The sequence below is a fragment of the Haloarcula sediminis genome, assembly GCF_035656455.1.
Classification (GTDB): domain Archaea; phylum Halobacteriota; class Halobacteria; order Halobacteriales; family Haloarculaceae; genus Haloarcula; species Haloarcula sediminis.
Window position 1 is genome coordinate 95,647 of record NZ_JAYMGA010000010.1, and the last position, 19,473, is coordinate 115,119.

The 19,473-nt window shown below is 53.7% G+C and carries 11 protein-coding genes and 1 pseudogene; 7 read left to right on the forward strand and 5 right to left on the reverse strand.

Features of this window, described 5'->3' with window-relative positions:
* Positions 1–15: 15 nt before the first annotated feature.
* From VJ162_RS16205 to VJ162_RS16215, 3 genes and pseudogenes are all read left to right on the forward strand, one after another.
* Positions 16–300 carry an ArsR/SmtB family transcription factor gene (locus tag VJ162_RS16205; RefSeq protein ID WP_324665768.1) on the forward strand — a complete coding sequence of 95 codons (285 nt, stop codon included), beginning with the start codon at positions 16–18 and terminating at the stop codon, positions 298–300.
* 117 nt (positions 301–417) lie between these two features.
* Positions 418–573 (forward strand): hypothetical protein, encoded by a 156-nt coding sequence (locus VJ162_RS16210; protein ID WP_324665769.1) that lies wholly within the window; start codon positions 418–420, stop codon positions 571–573.
* Positions 574–820: 247 nt separating this feature from the next.
* Positions 821–1,231 (forward strand): annotated as a pseudogene (locus VJ162_RS16215) (IS4 family transposase); the annotation flags it as partial.
* Here VJ162_RS16215 and VJ162_RS18535 read toward each other — a convergent pair.
* The 3 genes from VJ162_RS18535 to VJ162_RS16230 form a co-directional block, all read right to left on the reverse strand.
* Complete coding sequence (locus tag VJ162_RS18535) at positions 1,137–1,742, reverse strand: IS630 family transposase (RefSeq protein WP_407066869.1); 606 nt, start codon at positions 1,740–1,742, stop codon at positions 1,137–1,139. The pseudogene VJ162_RS16215 and the gene VJ162_RS18535 overlap by 95 nt on opposite strands.
* A 910-nt stretch (positions 1,743–2,652) precedes the next feature.
* Positions 2,653–2,868: a hypothetical protein gene (locus tag VJ162_RS16225; protein ID WP_324665771.1), complete on the reverse strand. Its 216-nt coding sequence runs from the start codon at positions 2,866–2,868 to the stop codon at positions 2,653–2,655.
* Positions 2,869–3,317: 449 nt separating this feature from the next.
* Positions 3,318–3,479, reverse strand: a complete 162-nt coding sequence (locus VJ162_RS16230) for a hypothetical protein (protein WP_324665772.1) — start codon at positions 3,477–3,479, stop codon at positions 3,318–3,320.
* Positions 3,480–4,019: 540 nt separating this feature from the next.
* On the opposite strand from VJ162_RS16230, the gene VJ162_RS16235 reads away from it, so the two are divergent.
* From VJ162_RS16235 to VJ162_RS16245, 3 genes are all read left to right on the forward strand, one after another.
* The gene (locus VJ162_RS16235; RefSeq protein WP_324665773.1) at positions 4,020–4,955 is read left to right on the forward strand and encodes a hypothetical protein; all 936 of its coding nucleotides are present in this window, start codon (positions 4,020–4,022) and stop codon (positions 4,953–4,955) included.
* Positions 4,956–5,145: 190 nt separating this feature from the next.
* Positions 5,146–9,477 carry a DEAD/DEAH box helicase gene (locus VJ162_RS16240; RefSeq protein WP_324665774.1) on the forward strand — a complete coding sequence of 1,444 codons (4,332 nt, stop codon included), beginning with the start codon at positions 5,146–5,148 and terminating at the stop codon, positions 9,475–9,477.
* Positions 9,474–9,917, forward strand: coding sequence for a hypothetical protein (locus VJ162_RS16245; RefSeq protein WP_324665775.1), 444 nt, complete (start codon positions 9,474–9,476; stop codon positions 9,915–9,917). The genes VJ162_RS16240 and VJ162_RS16245 overlap by 4 nt, the downstream gene beginning before the upstream one ends.
* A gap of 26 nt (positions 9,918–9,943) precedes the next feature.
* Here VJ162_RS16245 and VJ162_RS16250 read toward each other — a convergent pair whose 3' ends face one another.
* Both VJ162_RS16250 and VJ162_RS16255 read right to left on the reverse strand, forming a co-directional pair.
* Complete coding sequence (locus tag VJ162_RS16250) at positions 9,944–10,387, reverse strand: phospholipase D-like domain-containing protein (RefSeq protein WP_324665776.1); 444 nt, start codon at positions 10,385–10,387, stop codon at positions 9,944–9,946.
* Entirely contained in the window at positions 10,359–14,408 is a 4,050-nt protein-coding gene (locus tag VJ162_RS16255; RefSeq protein WP_324665777.1) for a DEAD/DEAH box helicase, read from the reverse strand. The genes VJ162_RS16250 and VJ162_RS16255 overlap by 29 nt, the downstream gene beginning before the upstream one ends.
* Positions 14,409–14,720: 312 nt before the next feature.
* Between VJ162_RS16255 and VJ162_RS16260 the strand changes: the two genes are divergently transcribed.
* Positions 14,721–19,457 (forward strand): DEAD/DEAH box helicase, encoded by a 4,737-nt coding sequence (locus tag VJ162_RS16260; protein WP_324665778.1) that lies wholly within the window; start codon positions 14,721–14,723, stop codon positions 19,455–19,457.
* The last annotated feature ends 16 nt before the right edge of the window (positions 19,458–19,473 follow it).

Genomic DNA, 19,473 nt, shown 5'->3' on the forward strand with positions numbered 1-19,473 from the left:
CTCGATTCAATACCAATGCCAACCGCATTCCCTTACCGCACTCCTGTTGATCACGCGCCGCATGAACGGACGAACATCATTGTTGACGACGAGCAACCAAGTGACGTACTCCAGACGGTCTCCTCAGATACCGCACAGCAGATACTGACGACGCTTGACGGCGAACCAGCAACAACTTCAGACATCTCTGAGGCTATCGACACATCCATCCAGAACGCCAAGTATCACCTAAATCGCCTCTGCGAGGCTGACCTTGTCGAAGCCGTCGATACGTGGTACTCTAGAAAGGAGGTGAAATGACGGTATACGGACTCCCTGTGGAAGAAAGTCGTTCAGTTTGGAGACACCATCCCAGAGACGCGGCGGTGAGTCATCGGTGACCGGAATTTATCGGGTAGAAGTGACTGACTCAGCGTAATGGTCCTCGGACTCATTCTCCCAAGCTTAATCGGATTCATGTTTGTGATGATTGCTGCCTATGCTGGGGCACTCCGGGCGTTAGAAGTCTACTTCGATCCTGAGCAAAACCGCATCTTCCTCTCGGATGACTATGAGCCACCGGATGGACAGTAATCCTACTGTACTGACTGGAACTAGTTCAGACAGATCATCTGCTGAAGATTTCAACAGAACCGGCCGTTTGTTCTTTGACACCAGAAAAATCATCTCCCACTTCTCACAGTATTCTCGTCAATCCTCTTCTTGCATCCGTCTTTAGCTAAGAGAGGAATCACGTGACAGCAGCGGCTTATCGAGGCTACTTTTCGAGAGGAATGAGGAGGAGAAGTCTGTGCACAACCCTCGCTCCTCATCGAGAATCATGCGTCGGCTCACTACACTGTTTCCCTCCGAGTTCCTTGAAGAGCACGCCTAGAAACTCGGCGTGGTCGAGCGAGAGGGCAAGCTTTAGATTTCTGTCCTCGTGTGGGCGCTCGTGTTCGGCTTCGCCGCAGGCGAGAGCCGAACACTCGCAGGGTTCAGACGCAGTTACAACTCGACGGCCGACGAGACGGTCTCTCCTGGTGGCTTCTATCAGCGGTTGACGCCGACGTTAGCAGAGTACCTCCGCGACCTCGTCGAGGCCGCGCTCAACGAGGTCGCTGTTCCCAATGCTGTTGACGCTGATATCGACCGATTCAGGGATGTGATGATCGCTGATGGAACGGTGTTGCGGTTGCACGAGTTCCTCTCTGGTGAGTTTCAAGCCAATCAAGAGGAGCAGGCTGGAGCGACACCATCGGCTTGTCGATTTCCACGGTTCGGTCATATGACCACATCCGTTGAGAGTTCTCGAACGGCTGTGGCCACGATACGTCAAAGAACCTGAGGACGAGTGGCTCATCGTCATTGTCTTTTGCGAGCGCCCTTCCCAGGCGCTCGCGAAAATCCTCCTCTGCATCAGACGGTTGCCGCGAATCCATAGGCCGTGGCTTGGCGTACTGCATTCCGTCCGCGCGGAGAATGCGTGCTAAGTGATCACGGTTGTAGGAGACGCCGTAGCGCTCCCACAGGAGGTCGTCGATCTCTCGTGGTGTCCACGGTTGGCCTTCCTCAAGGAGAGCGAAGAATTCCTCGAACTGCTCAGGCGAGAGCTTCGCGGGGCGACCGCCCGCGAAGCTCGGTCGAAGTCCATCGATATCCGCATCATTCCAATTGGAGAGCCACCGATCGCCAGTATCACGGGAGACGCCAACACGTCGAGCGGCTACCTTCGTCGCATCACCGAAATAGAGGTTCTTCATGAAACAGAGCCGCCGGATGAGACGCGTCTCATCCGCTTTCTGGGCGTTTATTGAGTGCTTCGTCGAGTCGCTCTTCCGACAAATGCCTCACCACTTCTTTCCGACGACTTGCCGCCATTGCTGGTAATTACGCTCTCTGAAAGCTCAAACATTGCGCTGACCACTCTCGTGGTATAGCCGTTCGAACTTCGTTTCATCAATTTGGGTAAAACATGTTCATAGAAGTGAGTAGACCAGTGGTTCTGTAGTTTCTTTTTCACCCTGCCTGAGAGATATTTCAGAGGCGAAAACAGCATCTCTTGCTCATGTTCAGTATTTTCTCTAAACACGTTATTACCCAAGTTATTGACTTTTCGAAACTCTGACGTAAATAACTTACAAGAATAATTGATAATAATCCGATAGAGGCCATTTAGAAAAGTTAAAAATCATCGACGACCTTTTCTACGGTGCCGTCACTCTCTAAATCTTGCACGCCAACCGGGGATAATATCAGTAGACTGAAAATTATTTCAGCGGAATAAGCAAGCGCCCCGATTTTCAGAATATCGTCGATGTCTGACGCAAATTGATACTCCGTCCCGTCCAATCTCGACTATGTTTGGGACGAGCGATTCGGAAGCTCCCAGCGGGATGCGAGCGATGATTCGATGTGCCGAGTGTGATAGTCCACTTGCTGGGGTTGACACAATCGGTCAGCAGGCATCTGTCGAGACAGATATTGATGCATGTCCCGACCATCCAAACGCATCGTATGTCCTAGCCGTTGAGGAACTGTGAGGTAAATGGATAGTATCAACACCGCTGTTCCGCTGACCAATAGGCGGCCTGAACCTACGGTTCCACAACGAACCAGCAACCGATCGTTAGAGCAGGTACCGACAATCAGAGCCCCGTCGCGACAGCTCCCTCAACGCGCCTCTGAAATGCCAACGAGTACATCGGCATCAACAGTGATCCACGCCGCCGTCGTATCATCCTCGAGTTGATTCGAAACGAACGTTACCATGTTCGATTCTTGATCGGAGAGCAGATCGAGTTGCGGTGAGTCTGGCAGTTCATCGGGGTGCTGAGCTTGGTCGGCAATCCAAGGGACATTCTCATCCCGGACAACAGGAGCGGTCATACCCGAGACACCGAGTGCCAAGCGTATAATACCGAACACAACGTTTCCAACTTTGAAACAGCTGGTAGTGTCAGTTGGTCCAGCGATGTTGATAATCGTGTTTCAGGGTTTGAAACACTCAGTGGGGGTTGATTACTTACCGGCCGGTATGTGTAGTTAGCCGCCGGTCGGAGGCGGTCCCCGAAAAGTATCCGACCTGCCTGCCCACCACCCCACCCTCCCATTTGGAGGCGGCCGAGTGTTCGCTCCATGCCACCCTGACAGGTCCTGACTGGCCGCCTCCTGCCCTCCATACTTTCCCCCTCTCAGCTGGACGTCTCCGAGTACGGTAATCAATGAGATGCACACATGTAGACGGCAATTGTGGGTGTCCTTTCTGCGGTGGCTGCCGAGAATATAAGTGACACAGCTTTTCGAGAGACCGTAGAAAGGACTTGGTTCTCAATGTTTCACTCACTTGCCTCAAGAAATGCCTCGGCGGACACGAATTCGGTATAGAGCTGCATAAAATCCTCCGCAAACAGCTGTTCAAGCGGTATTTCATTCGGCACATTCATGCAGAGGCCCGACTGTTCTGGATTCTCCTTGAACTCGTTGGGATCGATTTCCATAACAGCATATTGCAAGGTCCAGAGTATACATATGGACAACTCGGTGCTTCTTGACTAATCGTCGTTATTGAACTCGCTTACATCAGTGAAGACACCGACGACGGGCAGACTCACACCACGTACAGCCCCGGTGACGAGACTGTATACCTGAACGCGCTCGCCGACGACTGGGACGAACCACGCCACGACGCATCAGGACCGTCCTCCACGAGCACGGCCACCACGTATCCAATCCGACTGAAGATGGCCACGACCCGGACTGTTACCACACCGTCGAGAAACTGAGCGGCGACGTCATTTAGGATCTACAGGAAAGACTAGGCGGCTTGTATTAAGACGGATCAGATCTCTGTTGTCTTCTATGGAGATAGATATTTTAGCTGGAATAAGGTCGAGATTAGTCTAACAAATTACTGTTTATATAGCCAGCCATGATCATTATATCGACAACCTTGTTCTCCATCTCGAAAATTGAAGCCGGAATATGTTTTGTAATCTCCACCAATACTATCATGTGTGGATACGCGTGTTGCTTAAGTCATGACCCCTGTTGGGATCTATGTGAATATGCTCTGGGCTGTTCTTGAAAGTATTCTGTCAAATATAAATACGATAATTTCTGCGATCGGCACGTTCGCATCTGCCACACTTGCGTATTTTACGTACAATGTATATCAAGAGCAGAATAATTTGATCGAGGATCAAGTTGAGGCTGCGAAACAGGCTCAGTCGGCGTCACTTCAAACACTTGGTGTCCGTGCTGGGGGTATTAATACACTATATGTGATTGCTAAGAATTCCGGCGGAGGTGCAGCGAAAAATCTTCAGGGTGTCGTTGAGTTCAGAGCCTATTCTGATCTTGGCATTACCACGAAGTCATTCGTTCATGAAGCTGTAAGGCAGGCTGCCTCCACTAATGATGACGACGGTGATTGGATCCCATCGGAAGGCAATCAAATAGCAGCCGGTGAGTCCGAAGTTGTACTCCGAGTAGAGTGCTCGGGACAAATAGAAGGTGATAATGACGAAATCCTTGGCTTCCCGAAAGTCGTTCGAATATTTGTTTCCGAATTAAAAATAAAGCAATTACAGCAGTTCAGAGACAATCTGACGGAAGATCAGTTGAGTGAGATAGCTGAAACATGGGATAGTTCTCTTTCAACGATACAAGATAGTAGCGATGAGGAGTTAGATGGGCTTGCCTCCAATTTTACTGTGGAACAGTTGCGCACGATCGCGACGACTGCTATAGAAGATTATCCTGAACTAAGTGACGACTTTTGCTTGGATCATCGCCTACGATTAGTCGTTAAGCTAGCATATGGTGACGTCAATGAGAGCTATGAAACGAATGTCGTTGATCTAACGTTCCCGATACAGGAGAATCAGTCTCTCGCTGACATCGTTTCTGATGAGTTCCGAACACAACGTATTGAAGATGATCCGGAAGGTTATGCACTTCAGGAAAGCGGATAAGATTGATTTTTAGATCTTGCAACGTTGATGGAGTTTGTGAGGTTTACTGAGAACTGATACAGTGCGTTAGAATTGCTGAGCGGGAAGATATCACGATCTGATAGACCTGTAGCACACGAACGCTATCAGTTGTGTCTACCGGTAGCAATAGTTTAATGCCCGGGAAGAGGCCTTCCAATAGTGAACACTTGTGCGACACGCTGACCGAGCCACCTCACTCACGGATGCGGATTTATCTCCTCAAGTTAAAGCACTCATCACCGGGACAGTATATAATCAGCAGATCCGAGAATACCAAGAACCAGGTAAAGGAAATCCAACGGTAGCTTCACTTCGATATGCGAATAAAGACCGGACTCGGCCGAAACGACGCCACTATTCATATTTTGAATCCGATTATGACTACCTTGATATCCCTACGTTTTTGGAGTTACTAGGCTTTGACGACGAGGAGAAAACTCTCCGGTTCCAGCTTGAAAGTTGGAGGTCAGTCAGAAAGGCGCATGAAGCTGTAAAGGAGACGAATAACGATCAGGGTTTGGTTCTATCTGCTCCGACAGGATTTGGAAAAACAGCTGGATTTTCGGGCGAAATCCTCCGGACCATAGCTGACACATCGGAGGCTGCAAACGCTGCAATCTTTGTTTACCCAAGTCGTGCGTTGCTTCGCGATCAGCTCAGTACGGCTTTAGAAAGATCTACGAACTTAGCTGAGATGGATGGGTTCGAACAGCCGTCAATTGGTGTATGGTCTGGCGATATTCCATTTAACCGGTGGCAGGTACTTGATGGAAGCAACGATATCACAGCGAATCAGTCTGGACCTCGTGGGTCTGATCAAGCTCTCAGCATTATCCGCCATTGGGATGACGATAGGGGCGACTCAAATCTCTACGTCGGAGAAGCTGAGACAGACGAACACCTTCCATATTGGGCCGAGAGTGACGAGTCGGATTATGAAGTTTACACCGCTAACGAGGACGTGGTGTTTACTTCAGAGGATCTGATTCTTCACCGCAATGGATTCCGATATGTTACCGATGAACTTGATCGGCCTCGACTTCTGTTTACGACGCTTGAATCGCTGGAAAATATCGGGATGAAACCGCACTATAGTATCGTGGCGACATCTGATTTCTTTGTCTTTGACGAAATACATCAGTATACTGGAATAAGGGGAGCACATGCAGCTAATATCGTCGAGAACATACGCTGGGTTCGCGATCAACATGACGAGTCTGACCATAATGCGGTGTATATTGGGGCCAGCGCCACTGTCGCCGAACCAGCGGAATTCACACGCGATCTCTTCGGGTTCGAATCGACGGAGGCCGTAGACTATATACGACCTTTCCCAGAGGATATTGATGACAACAATGAGGATAAACAGCATTTCTACTTTCTCCTAACTCCTGACGGAGAGAACGCCCCTGGTGTCGCTTCACAGTATATTCAACAGGCCCTCCTCACAGGGCATTCATTTCTCTCTAAAAAAGAAGAGGAGGCTCGTTCCAAACTTCTGACTTTCATCGATAGTACAAGTCAAGTGAATAGACTAACCCAGCAGATTATCGACGCTAAAAGCAAAAATCTCTATCAAAAACATATAGATATCGAGAATGGTGACTGGAGAGAGATGGCGGATATGGCCAACCGCGATTTCGGGGATTTCAAAGACCCGGTAGCGATCCATGCTGATTCGGACACGAGTTTATCAGAGGTCGCTGATGCAGACTTGGTCAATTCGACGAGTTTTCTTGAGATAGGTGTCGATATTGGTGATCTAGAGTATATTGGCCAGTATCGACCGCCACAAGATCTTACGACGTTCATGCAACGGGCCGGACGGGGTGGACGATCCAAGGGAGACGATTCCCACATTCAAGTATTTCTGTCTAGTTATGCTGGAGATGAAAATTTCTTCTACCGAGCTGATCGCTTCTTAAATGGAGATATTCATACACCACTGAATACAGACAACAGCGTTGTTAACTGGATCCACAACCAGTTTAGAGCCGCCTTCAAAGCAGTAGACACAATCCAAGAGGAGTACGGTTCTAACTGGTCAAATACTGCTCATGAGTCAGCGACTGTGCAACGGCTCTTTGTAGATGAGCTTGGATATGAGCGATTCCACTACTTCTTAACCGACCCAGATAGTGCTCTGCGGGAGCTAGTTGAGGCCTCCGGCCCAGCGGGAATGTTATATAAAAAGCGTGAACGAGTTGAAGAAGTTCGAGATATACTCAACGAACAAAAAAGCGAGGTGAAAAATGAACTTCGAGAGAAATCAAAGCTTCTCGCACCAACTGATGATCCCGACAAAGATATCCCGGATGCTACCTCTGAGAAACTCCGCGAGCTCGCTGATCAAGCACTTGCGAATATTACGACCGCTTCCGAGATTATCGAAGCAGAGTCCCTTGGAGAAAAAATAGATAAGGAACAATTATCTGATACTCGTGGCCAATTAGAGTTATTTGAGGAACAAGAATTTAATGAGCAGGTTGAGATTCTTAATCAGGCGGTAGACACTTTAGGTCAGATCTGGTTCCAACTTAGATCCGACATTCGTGATACAAAGTATGAGGATCAAATGTATGATAACGATGATGTTCGTGAACTTGAGGAAGCCGCTGATTTTCTTGCTAGTGGGAATCTTGAACCGCTTATTGATGAACGCGATAAGATTAACCATCTCCTTCGCTCGTTGGAAGGGATCGACTCCTATCTTGATGTAAGGGAGCTTGGGACAGCACACGGGAGCCTGTCAGCGTATAAAGGTTTGCTTCAAAGTGCCTACTTCTTTAATCGAGCTTGGCAGATCGAAGAGAATGAATATGAACACTCAGTCCGGATCGGGGAGGCCTACCGCGATGATCCGGAAGCAGAGTTCTGGTACGTGCCGGATGATTATTTCGAGAATGCTGGCCGGTACTTTACGCTAATCGAAGCACGTGAGAATGATGCAGGTGAACAAGTTATCGGTGAGGCATCGGTTGATAATTTGTTTAAGAAGTATGTACCCTACAAGACGGAGTATCTTGATGAAGGCGAGCTCCAAGCATTCCGCCCGGAGATAACCACGAACGCCGAAGGAGCAACTGAACTGAAATTATCTGAAGAATCTACCTTCGAACACAAAGGTGTAGAAATCCCTGAGCAGATTGAACTAACCGAAATTCGGGACTACAGCGGTGAAGAGGCAGATGGCATCTATGCACTCAATCCAGCGAACTATCAGCTACTGAGTCCAGATGAAGTTGATGATCTTGGCGTAGACCCACTTTTTGCCAAACTGTTTGCTAGGGCAGATATCCGAACTAATGTTGAACATAAGACGGACACTCCTGAATTCCAGATCGGGAATCTCTGGGCCGGTCCGGTTGATGGTGAAGCTCTCCTCGAAGCAGTTACTCTCGAAATCACGGCATATGAGCGGCAAGCTGCGGATTTCGTACCAAATAAAGACCGCGAAATTCCTGACCAAAGATTTGTCTCGGACACAGACTTCGGATTCGTTTTAGAGACAACAGGAATTACCTGGGATTTGTCAAGTTTCTTAACGGACCTCTTTGAGACTGAAGTTGGGCAAGCTGCTCTTGAAGAGGCTAAAAAACATAAGGAGTTTGCCGCCGTCAATGAGGAAACATCTGCACTGGTAACAGCTGCTCATTTCCTCACGCTACTTGTGGCCGACGTCACTGGAGCAGGGACACAGCTTCTCCTCTACGGAATCGATAAGGAAAATCAGCGTGTCCATGTCTTTGACCAAACTCAGGGGGGGCAAGGGATTATCGAGTTGTTCTATGAGGAGATGGAACGGAACCCGACCGCTGTTATCGATTCAGTCTATCGTCTGGTTCACAATAGCCAGATTCTGAACGATGATATGTGGGGCCATGAGAATTCTCCCTCTGGATATAACCGCTTACCCTGGGAAATCATTCGCGATGAAGTCTCTATTGACGCCCTTCAAGACCGGGACAGTACGGTTACTCGAGAAGAATGTCTTGAAGAGATTGCGGATATCGTTCAGAACGTACAAAATATCGACTTTGAACCGTCTCTTGAGCGTATTGCTGAAGAAACTGCTTCTACTATTGAACGTATACATTACCTCTCAGATGAAGCCGATGTTGATGCTGAACGAATCTATGAACTGAAACATATCCTCTCGAAGAAACGGAGAGAAGGAGCATCCAGCGATCAGATTCCACAGCCTGTCCTCTCTGAGTTTGAGGACGTGTTCTCTGATGAGGCACTTGATCGGGAAACCATACGGAACTTGTTATATCCGCCTGATATGGATAGTTGTAAGGCGAATCTCCAGTTAGAGTCAACTATCGTTGATGCGGATCAATCAGAGGCTCTTAGCTACGCATTGTTGGCCCACTTAACGGGACACGTTATTGGGACGTTACCCGTCGAAGAGCGAGATCAACTCCACGAACAGGGCCGTTTCTGGGGGCGTGTCACTGATAGTAACGTTGAGTACCTTAGCTGGAGTGATGATGTATGAGTTCGCCAGAGGCCCACGACAGCTGTAGTATGCCTCGGCAGGACTCTGAAGCACGCTTTATTGGAGAAGCACACGATCTTGGAGAAGAATCCATCGCAATTGCTACTACTGAAATTGACGATCTCCGTGTCTCGGTAGGACCCCGTGGTGCTCGACTTGACCTACGTGATATTTCAGATGACATCGAAGTCGAGATTTTCGCTCCGAGCGAGGTGATAGAGTCTGGGAAACTCAATCACTTAGAGGATGAGGTTACCCTCACTCGGTGTACTTCGATTCCAACACGAATTATTGCGCGTGAGCGACGGGTCTACATCAAAAGCGGAGCTCTGAACGGGGATCGTTCGGCAGTCATCGAGACGACTAGAACACATATGTGCTTCCATAAAGAACCCAAACCATCAACTTTTTTAGAAAATATGCTGGATTTAGATAGGTGAGCGAGACGTACTAATATACAGAGATTCTATAGGCCCACACTGAGTTCTTCTTCGACGTAGGTGTCGGCGTCGGAGTAGGTATTGGTGACGATTTTGCAGAGTTCGCGGTTGACGAGAAGGCCGCGTCTGGTGATGTTGGCGGAGCCGGCGTAGACCCAGTCGGCGGTGATGACGGCTTTGGCGTGGAGGTCAGGGACGTCAACGATCTCGGCGTTCCGTTCAACTCGGGATTTGATATAGTCGTTGTGGGCTTCGTTGCCATTGATGAGAAAGGTGATGTCGGTGTCGGTGAGTTCGGCGACTGCTTCGGAGAGCAAAAGTTCTCGGCTGGATGTCTGATCGTTCACCGGAAATCGGAGTTCGACATCACTCAGCCATGGCGAGACGAGGACGACCCTGTCAGCATGGATCAGGGTGTACCCGATGAAGTAGGCAAGTTCGTTAGAAGGTAAAGTAAATGCTCGTGTCATTGATTTCTCCTGCAGGGACTTGCTCACGGTCAAACATTTCATCGACAGCGTCGTCGGCGTCCACGAAGTCGACGAGGTGGTGGCGGAGTTCCTGCAACAAGACGTGGCTTAGGACTTCCTCTTGGTCGTGGCCAGAGATGCATTCCCCCGTATGCAGATTTTCGACACAGCCGTCGATATCCGGGGAGAAGAACAGTGACTCGACACGGGACAGCTCATCTAGGTCGATGTTAAGTGCATCAACGCGTCCCTCGGGGAACGCGTCAGCGCCGTCCAGCTGGGCGCCGGCCACGGTTTGCTTCACGGTGTAGGCGTCGCGGAGCGGGATGTTTTCCTCGTCGCTGAGTTGGGCAGCCCGGTCATAAGTCGACAGCACCTCCTGCACCACTTCACCCCGGATCTCGGGGAAAACCATGTCGAGCTGCTCGTCGAGATGTGTCTCGATACAGCGTTGGACAGCGTCTTCATCGACGCCTTGCTCGGGCAGGTCGTCGACGAAATCGGGGTCGGCCCAGAGTTGTTCGTTGATGACCTGCGTGTTGTAGGTGATGCGGACCAGGGATTCGAGCAGGTTGCCGGGATCGTTCTCCAGTTCATCGTAGACGAGGTCCACGATCCCTTGGCCGCCTTCCGTCCGTTCGAAGATGAACACGATTCCTTCCTCAGGGTCCAGGCCGTAGAACAGCATGGATGGATTGACACCACCGACATCCGCGACTAGGTGAAGGAAGAAGTGGGCGGCTGTATGGTACGCTAATTCATCGACCGGGACTTCGTCCAGGTTCTTGTACCGGGCGACGTCAGCGATGAGGTCCTCGTTGTCCTCGACGTAGGCGACGAAGTCGGTGAGGTCATAGATCAGGCCGCGTGTCTTCAGGTCGAAGCCGAGCGGCGTCTCTGGGCTGTCGATTTCGCGTTGGATGCGGTCGTCACCGGTGAACTGGATGCCCATGTCGCCCATCGGCCGGGCCGGTGTGATGTCGAGAGAGACACCTTCCAGGGTGACTTGGCCGCGCAGCCCTGCGAGCGCGAGACTGCCGGTCACGTCCTCGGCGTCGGTGTCGCGGGCGACGGTCCTGACCTGCGGTTCGGCGTGGACCTTGCCCCACGCAATCTCGTTGTGCCGTACGCACCGTTGATCGTCAAGCAGGGTAAGGCACTGCGGGCAGTAGGCCACGATGTTGAGTGCGCGTTGCCCGGTGACGTCAGGGATCTCTGAGAGCTGGATGGAGTCCGGTATCAGCATCCCGTTCCGCCGGTCGCCGGGGATGTCGCTGAAGTCGAACCGAACCTCATTGCCTGTCGGCTGTTCCCCGTAGTTCTCGACTTCGGTCGGCGGGAGTAAAACGTGGAGATTGGTGGATTCGTTTTGGAATTCGCTGCGGTACGGTGCGTGGGAGTGGACAAGGCTATCGATGGTTTCCTCGTTGTCGTCGAACCCGTCGGGGCCAATCACGGTGAAGAACTGACCGCTGCTGTCGAAGTACGATGGCGGCACGTACCAGATCTCGTCGCTGTAGGTGCGGTCGGTGACCTGGAGATAGCGGTGTAGGTAGTAGGCCGCACGGAGCAAGTGCTTCACGTAGTGGAGGCTCATGTGCGGCCGGTTAACCCGGCTTTCAGGGTCTCGTTCGAGATCACGGTACTCTCCAAGTTGGTCGAGGACCCGGCGCAGGTAGTATATTTGGTAGCGTTCGTCGATGTTCTCCTCGAGCCGGCCGTCACCGGCGATCGAACTCAGGATGTCGACAGCGTTACTGAGATCGGTTATCCGGTCAAGGGAGACCTCTTCAGGCCGGTCATCGATGTGGATGTTGACCTGTGCGCGGAGCCCGGTGAGGTTGCCCACTGCCGAAATGATCCTGCCGAAGAGTTGTTCATACCGTTCGACGCGTTCAGTCTCAGCACCGCGGTAGCCGTCACGGGCCTCCTCACGTAGCTCCTCGAACTCGTCGCGGAGCTCGTCAAGCTCGTCACCGAGGTCAGAGGCGTCGCTGCTGTCGACGTGGTCTTGGTACTGGTCGGCAATGTCGACATAGTGGCTGATGACTTCGAGGGTTCGTTGCCGGACTTCGTCGACGTACTGTTCGAAGGCGTTGTCGCTGCGAGTGATTTCACCGCTGTCGATATTGATCAGGTCATCGACCTCCGCGAACTCCTCTTCCAGCTCGGTTTCGCGTTCGTTGAGGATATCGCGGAAGGATTCAATCCCCGCCTCCGTGGTCAGCGGCTCTACGGTATCGTCGATGTCGAATTCGGCAAGGAGGAACTCACTGGGATTGAGAAGCAACTGGTAGAACTCCTGGTACTGCTTGTCCTGGGTAAGGAACTCTTCGAGGAAGATTTCTTCTTCGCCGCGACGGATGCGGCGGTTTTCGATGTCGCTGGCCCGGGTGTAGTAGGTGTTGAGAGTGGTGTGGATCCACTCGATAACGTCGTTGTCGGGTTTGAGCGGGGTTCGGAGTTCGGAACTTAGGAAGCGGTCCGCCCGGTAGAACATGTTGGCGTCGTTCGTCAGGTTGGAGAGGAAGACGAAGATGTGTGCGTCCATCCCTTCTTCCCGGGCAGCGCGACCAGTACGCTGGACGAAGGAGGACAGGTTCTGTGGGGTCCGGTACTGGGTAACGTGCTTGATCTCACCGATGTCGATTCCGACTTCGAGGAACGAGGTAGAGAGGAAGATATCGCTGTCAGCAGCATCTTCCGCGTCGAACCCGATCTGGGAGTAGACCGGGAGGAAGTCGAGGGCACGGTCCTCGATGAAGTCGTAGCCCATGGCGTCGGCGATGTCGGCCCAGTCTGCTTCTGGATTTGTCGGTTGCTGGCCGCGCCGCGACCGATCAGTATGGTGGTGCCACAAGGGCGGTTCGCCTTGGCTGTCGCCGCGTTCGGCATCGTCGAGCTGGGCTTTCTTCTGATTGACCTGGCTGATACTGTCAATGAACGACAGGGCTTTACCCTCGTTGCCGTCGGTGTCGCGGAGGAGGCCGTGGCCAATCAACAGCAGTTGCTGGATCATCATGGAGGAGGCGCCCGGCCCATCCTCCGGTGAAAGCAGGAAGTAGTAGTGCTCCTTGTCGTTGTGGTCTTGTTTGAGGTCGGATTCAGGGACGTCGACCGTGGCTAAATGGCCGGAGGGGAAGTCGAACAGTTTCCGGATGAACCGGTCGGCGTTGTCAATCGTAGCGCTCGCCCCGACCCAGAGCAGGGGTTGGTCCGTGATGTCGTTGATATTGTCAATTATCTTGGCCGCGTGCGCGCCACGCAACCGAGTATACAGGTGGACCTCGTCCAGGACGAATGTGTCCACGTCGTCGATGATGTCGTAGTTCGGTTTGAGCGCGAAGAGTTCCAGCGATTCCAACGTGGTCAACAGGATGTCCGGGGTTTCCCCATTCTTGATCCGCTGCCGGCTCAAGACGAGTTCGTTGTTGCTGAAGCTGTGGGTGTCCTCCGCCTCGCAGCGAATGGTGTAGGAGTTCGAACTCCCGTCATAGGTGAACGCGTTCGTCGTGTTTTCGTCGCCGCACCAGCAGTGTGCCAGTTGGAACGTTTCCTGTCCGTTCTCGGATTCGAAGTAGTCATCACGGACATCGTCGACGCTGTAGGGCATACCACCCATGTAGACACCGACGGAGAGCGGTGCCTGCTCACCGGCGGGACGCATGGAGTGTACGTGTTTCAAGATGCGGCCGAGCTGGTCTTGGAGAAGTGCCCGCCGTGGATAGACAATAACCGTGGTATCCTGCTCACCGTTCCTCAACTGTTGGTACAGCGGGCCGAGAAACGCCTCTGTCTTCCCGAACCCGGTCGGAGCCGACAAGATAGCGGCATGGGGCTGTCCCGTGTCGTGCCGTTGCTGGTGGAAGTCGTTGATCAGCTGCCAGCTGTCAACCTGAAAGTCGAGAGGGTCAAAGTCAAAAATATCGAGAATGTCATCGACGAACGGGTCGTCGCCGTCGTACGGTGTGGACAGCCGGCGTTTCTGCTCTTCGCTAGTGTATTTGATTGCGTCGGTCACCGGGTCGCCGTCGTGATCGGTACCGAGTAGCTGGCGATTGAACAACATCCCGCGGACCAAGGGACGGACCTCCGCTGGGATCCGGTCAGGGTTCGTTGTATGGTCGCTATATTGCATCAGTGGCGAGGTGGACGATCCGCCAGGCAGTTGGAGAGAGTGTCATCGATTCGTATGCTGAAGAAATACAGTGGTCTATTTGAATAACTTTGCCTCTTGACGGATACCTCGCCGTCCGCCCAACAACGGGGGGCTGGGTCGGGGAATTGACGCAAAGTCTTATTGATGGGTCGACGTTTTCACCCTTATACGTCAATGCCATCTCCGCTGAACGCGTTTACCACCGCCACGGATCGCGCCTCCGAGATCACGTGGTGGAATCGGAAACTTACCAAGCTCAACCGTATTTCAGGCGTCACCAACGCTACCTCTTTCGTCTCCGACAAACTGGTGGATACCAAGGGCCCGTATCTCGAATTTGTTTCACCGCCAGCCACAGCAGAGCGGACAGCCACCGAGTTACTGGACCAGTACGGCTACGATGATCTAGTTGTTGACGCCGTCGTCGACGAGTTGTTCGGCGGGGACCGCACCGGGTCGCTCTATCAGCACCAGGCAGACACGATTGAGGCCATCGAGACGGATCCCAACGACAACATCTTGGCTGTGCCGACAGCGACCGGGAAGACGGAGTCGTTCTTCCTCCCAGTACTCAATGACTGTGTGGCGACGGACGACGACGGGTTGAAAGCGATCGTCATCTACCCAATGAAGACGCTGGGTGTCGACCAGCTCAATCGGTTCCTCCGCTATATCGACACAGTGAACCAAGAACTGCCACGCGAAGACCGCGTCACCATCGGGATCTGGGACCGGGATACGCCGGCAGCTGTCGGACCGCGTGACTTCGACCTAGATATCGGTGCCAACGTCCGCGGCCTAGAATGTCCACGTACGCAGGACGATTTACGGGTAACCAGCGATGGAACACCGGGCAGCGAAGACTGGACGTATCCGTGGCTCAAGATCACCCGGGAACAGATCCGGGACGGGGTCGACATCCTCCTGACGAACCCGGAAGCGCTCGACTATATGTTCGTCAGCAACAACGAGGCCACCCGTGACATCCTGGGGCAGGGTCCGGACAAAAGCCCGGTCCAACACTTAGTCTTCGACGAAGCCCACGTATGGAGCGGGATCTCAGGGTCCAGTATCGGGCTGCTCACTCGCCGGCTTAAACAGTTTTACAACTCGCACGACCCGCAGGTCACGCTGGTCTCCGCCACCATCGAGAACCCCAGCGACCTAGCATCCGTCTTGACGGGGACGGATCGAGACGACGTCAACGAGCTCGGATTCAGCGCCCGCGACTTCCCAGTTACCGGGACAACTGATTTCGACCGGTTTGCGGAGTGCTCACTCCGCGACATCGTGGAAACACTCGTCCTCACCGAACGCCACGTCGTTGATCGGGAGACATTCTGCGACAGCTATCCACAGTTGACCGGTGCCGTCACCACATTGGAGGAGATCGGACTCTTGTCAGGTCCAGACCCGTTGTCCGTGCCGGATCAGCACCGTGACTGGGTGTTCACCCCAATCGCTGACAGCATCGACACCGAACAGGAAGACGAGACCGCGAAAGCGGTCCAGAACAGTGGGGCAGCGCCCGGGATCGGCGCCGAGGAGCTGGATACCTTAACGGAACAGGTGGTAGAACACGGTGATCTCGGCGGCAGATGGTTCCAGTTTATCCGTGACACGGTTCCGGAAGTCGCGACTGTTGCATCGTGGTTCATGGACGAGTCCACTACCGAGGTCGAATTCGAGCACTATGCTGACCTCGTGAACCGGCTTGAGGAAGCAGGTGCGTCGAATCCAGATGAAGCCGTGTCAGCTTTGCTTGCCTTGGGGCGGGCAGCCGGGATGGTGACGGCGAAGTACCACATGTTCGCCAAACCGCCGCGGAAGGTCTACTGGTGCCAGACATGTGAGGAAGTGACCCGGGGCCGGTCCTGTCCGGAGGGCCACCAGACACGAGAGCTCCGGTTCTGCCGCACCTGTCACCACCCATTCGTTGAATCCGACACCGAAAACGAGGATGAGGACGACGAGGTGTTTCGACCGGTCTACGGCGGTGGGACGAACGGTCCGTGTCCTGGGTGTACGACGTCGCGTCTCCGGTTGACCGATATCACGGTACCGACACCTACCTTGCTCTCGTTCATGTTGACATCGCTGTGCCGGTCGATGCCGTCCGAGAAGACGTTGGTCTTCTCTGATTCACGGTCGACAGCTGAGTCGGTCAGCAACGAGATTATCGGGACGGAGTATGGGTTGACCGCTGAGACGCTGTACGTGAAGTATTTGATCGAGGAAGGTGGACGGGCTGAGGCCCGGTCACTGTTTTACCCGGTGTTAGATACCCTGCGGGAGAAATACTGGCAGCCGCTGCGGCAGAACACTCCGGACCGGGAAACAGATGCGAACGATATCCTCGTTGAGCTGTGGAACGAGATAGAGCCGAAAGCACGGCTATCCCAGTGTCAGCATCTCCGTGAAGCAGTGCTTGTCACCCCTGCCTGGGTCTACACCTGTCCCGATCCGAAGACCGCAGCGATCGGCCACGAGGTGTTCAATCTCTTCGTCAGCCGGTTCCCGCCCCAGTTCCAGAAACACGGGATCAAGTTCCAGGGGTACACCAGGGAGCGATTGGTCAACAAGCTTGAGTCCGAGACACGATTCACCGAACAGGAAATCGACGAGGTTGTCGATGACGTGTTGCAGGGCTTGCTGGACGGCGACGTCCTTGAACTCAAAACGTGGGACGACATCCGCAATACGATTCTCAACGTGGGGAAGGATGAAGCAACTGAGGACGACGTCTTCGAGTACATCGAAGACCAGATCGACGATTTGGAAGCACGTGACGGCTACAGTGATGTCGGCGGCGGCATCTTCATCGTCCACGACTACGCGAGTAAGACCGCCCTTCAACTGGTTCCCCAGGTAACGTTCTGCGACGACTGTTACACGGCGTCACCTGTCCCCCGTGACGGTGATAGCCTTTCCTACTGCCCGACCTGCGGCAATACGGTCGACGTCCACCAACGGTTCCGTGTTGAGGACAACGGTTCGATGACCCTCCTCGGCTGGGCAGACGTCGAGACAGACTGGGAGTACCCGGTCGACCACTGGGGCCACGACATCCTTGCACCCCTTATCCCGAGTGAAGGGCCGCCGGTACCGCGCGACAAGGTTGAGACGATGGAGTTGGACTTCATCACGGTCGGAATCCACAAAGGGGACGTCCCATCGACACTGCGGAGCGCCATCGAGGAAGGGTTCCGGAAATCGGATCCGGACGTCAACATCGTCAGCGCGACCCCGACGATGGAACTCGGCGTGGACATCGGCACCCTGGATTCAGTTGCCCAGGTCGGGATACCGCCAACCTTGACCAACTACGTGCAACGGAGTGGCCGCACCGGGCGAACACGCGGCAGCGAATCCCTGGTAGCCACCACGGTCCGCGGCACCCATCCTGTCGACGCACACTACTACGACGACCTGGACCGGTTCTTCGGTAGCTTCGACCCTGTCCGTGACCCGGACCCGTTCGACTTCGACGAAGTCCTGGCTGGCCACGTCGTGACCGAGGTCGTCGCCTATCTCGCCCGCAACCCGCATCCCAGCGACACGTTCGAGGAGACCTACCAGATTGATCAGTCGGTCGACTCGGTTGCCGAGTTCGCCGACCGGGTAGAAGCGAATCTTGACGAGCTACGCACCTTCGTCCGCGACGACGTGATGGACCGGTTGCGGGACCATATCGAGGCAGTGTTCGGGCAACGCGGCTTGGAGGTCCTCGACGCTGTCTTCAATAGTGACGGCCCGGTGAGCTTCCGGCAACGGACACAGCAAACCTGTGGCCAGCTCCGCAGCTTCAGTGACAGCACCGACCTCGACGACGTGCGTGACGGAAATGACCGCCTGGATTTCTGGCTTAACCGGCTGGGCTACTTAGCGAACTACCGCGAGTTCGGCCAACAGTTCCCTGTCCAGTTCGAGGGCAGCAGTGAAAGCATCTCGTTCCAAGGTGACGGCCGCCTCTACGACTTCTACCCCGGTGAGGAAAATGAGCGAGGGGCAGTGATGACCCTGTACGGCTCAACCTACCTAGTGTCGGACGTCGAAGGCACGCAGGAACCGTTGCAGACGGTGGCGATCTGTACCAACGAGGACTGTACCCGGCCGTTCGAAAGCTACCGGACAGCAGCAGAGCAGTGCCCACACTGCGGCAGCCCGTTAGACGCGATTTCGGTCCACGGTGTCCAGGCAGTCAACTGCCGGAAAGCCCGCCAGTTCGAAGATCAGTACAGTACCTCGCCTATCATGACGACACACGTCACGAGCCGTGGCGAAACAACTGCAGGCGAAGAAGCCACGGTATTCGGCCTTCCCTGCCACGTCGCGGTCGGCGGCTACGAGGTGATCGACTTCATCCCGGTGTTCGAACGTCGGCACACGATGGGATCCGGGAAAGAGATCAAACGGTCTGAAGCACGGATCCCTGACAGCGACGAGGGTGATGCTCGGTACGCGCCTGTTGGGAAAGAGTACGCCACACAGGGAATCTGTCTCACGTTTGACCAGACAACGGTGGCTGATCGCCTTCCGGATAAGGCGTTGGAGCAGGAAGACGAGGCGGTGTGGCCCCAACTGTTCATCAGCTTGGAACAAGCGTTGACGAAAGCGGTCGCCGTCGAAACCCAGAGTGACCAAGACGATTTCCGCGTGAAGGTGACAGACACCGGCGACGAAGTCCGTGTCTACATCGTCGACAACCGGCAGGGTGGCAACGGGATTGCGACACAGGTTGACCGGCACTTGGATGCTGTCGTCGACGAGGTCCGAAATGTGGTTGACTGTGACGAGTGTAGCGGCTACTGTGAGAACTGCCTCCTGATCGAGCGGACACCGGCCACCTATCTCGACAACAACTTGCTGAACAGGACGCTGCTCGCGGAGGCATTAGGACAAACACCATGACCGTCGTTCCCCAATT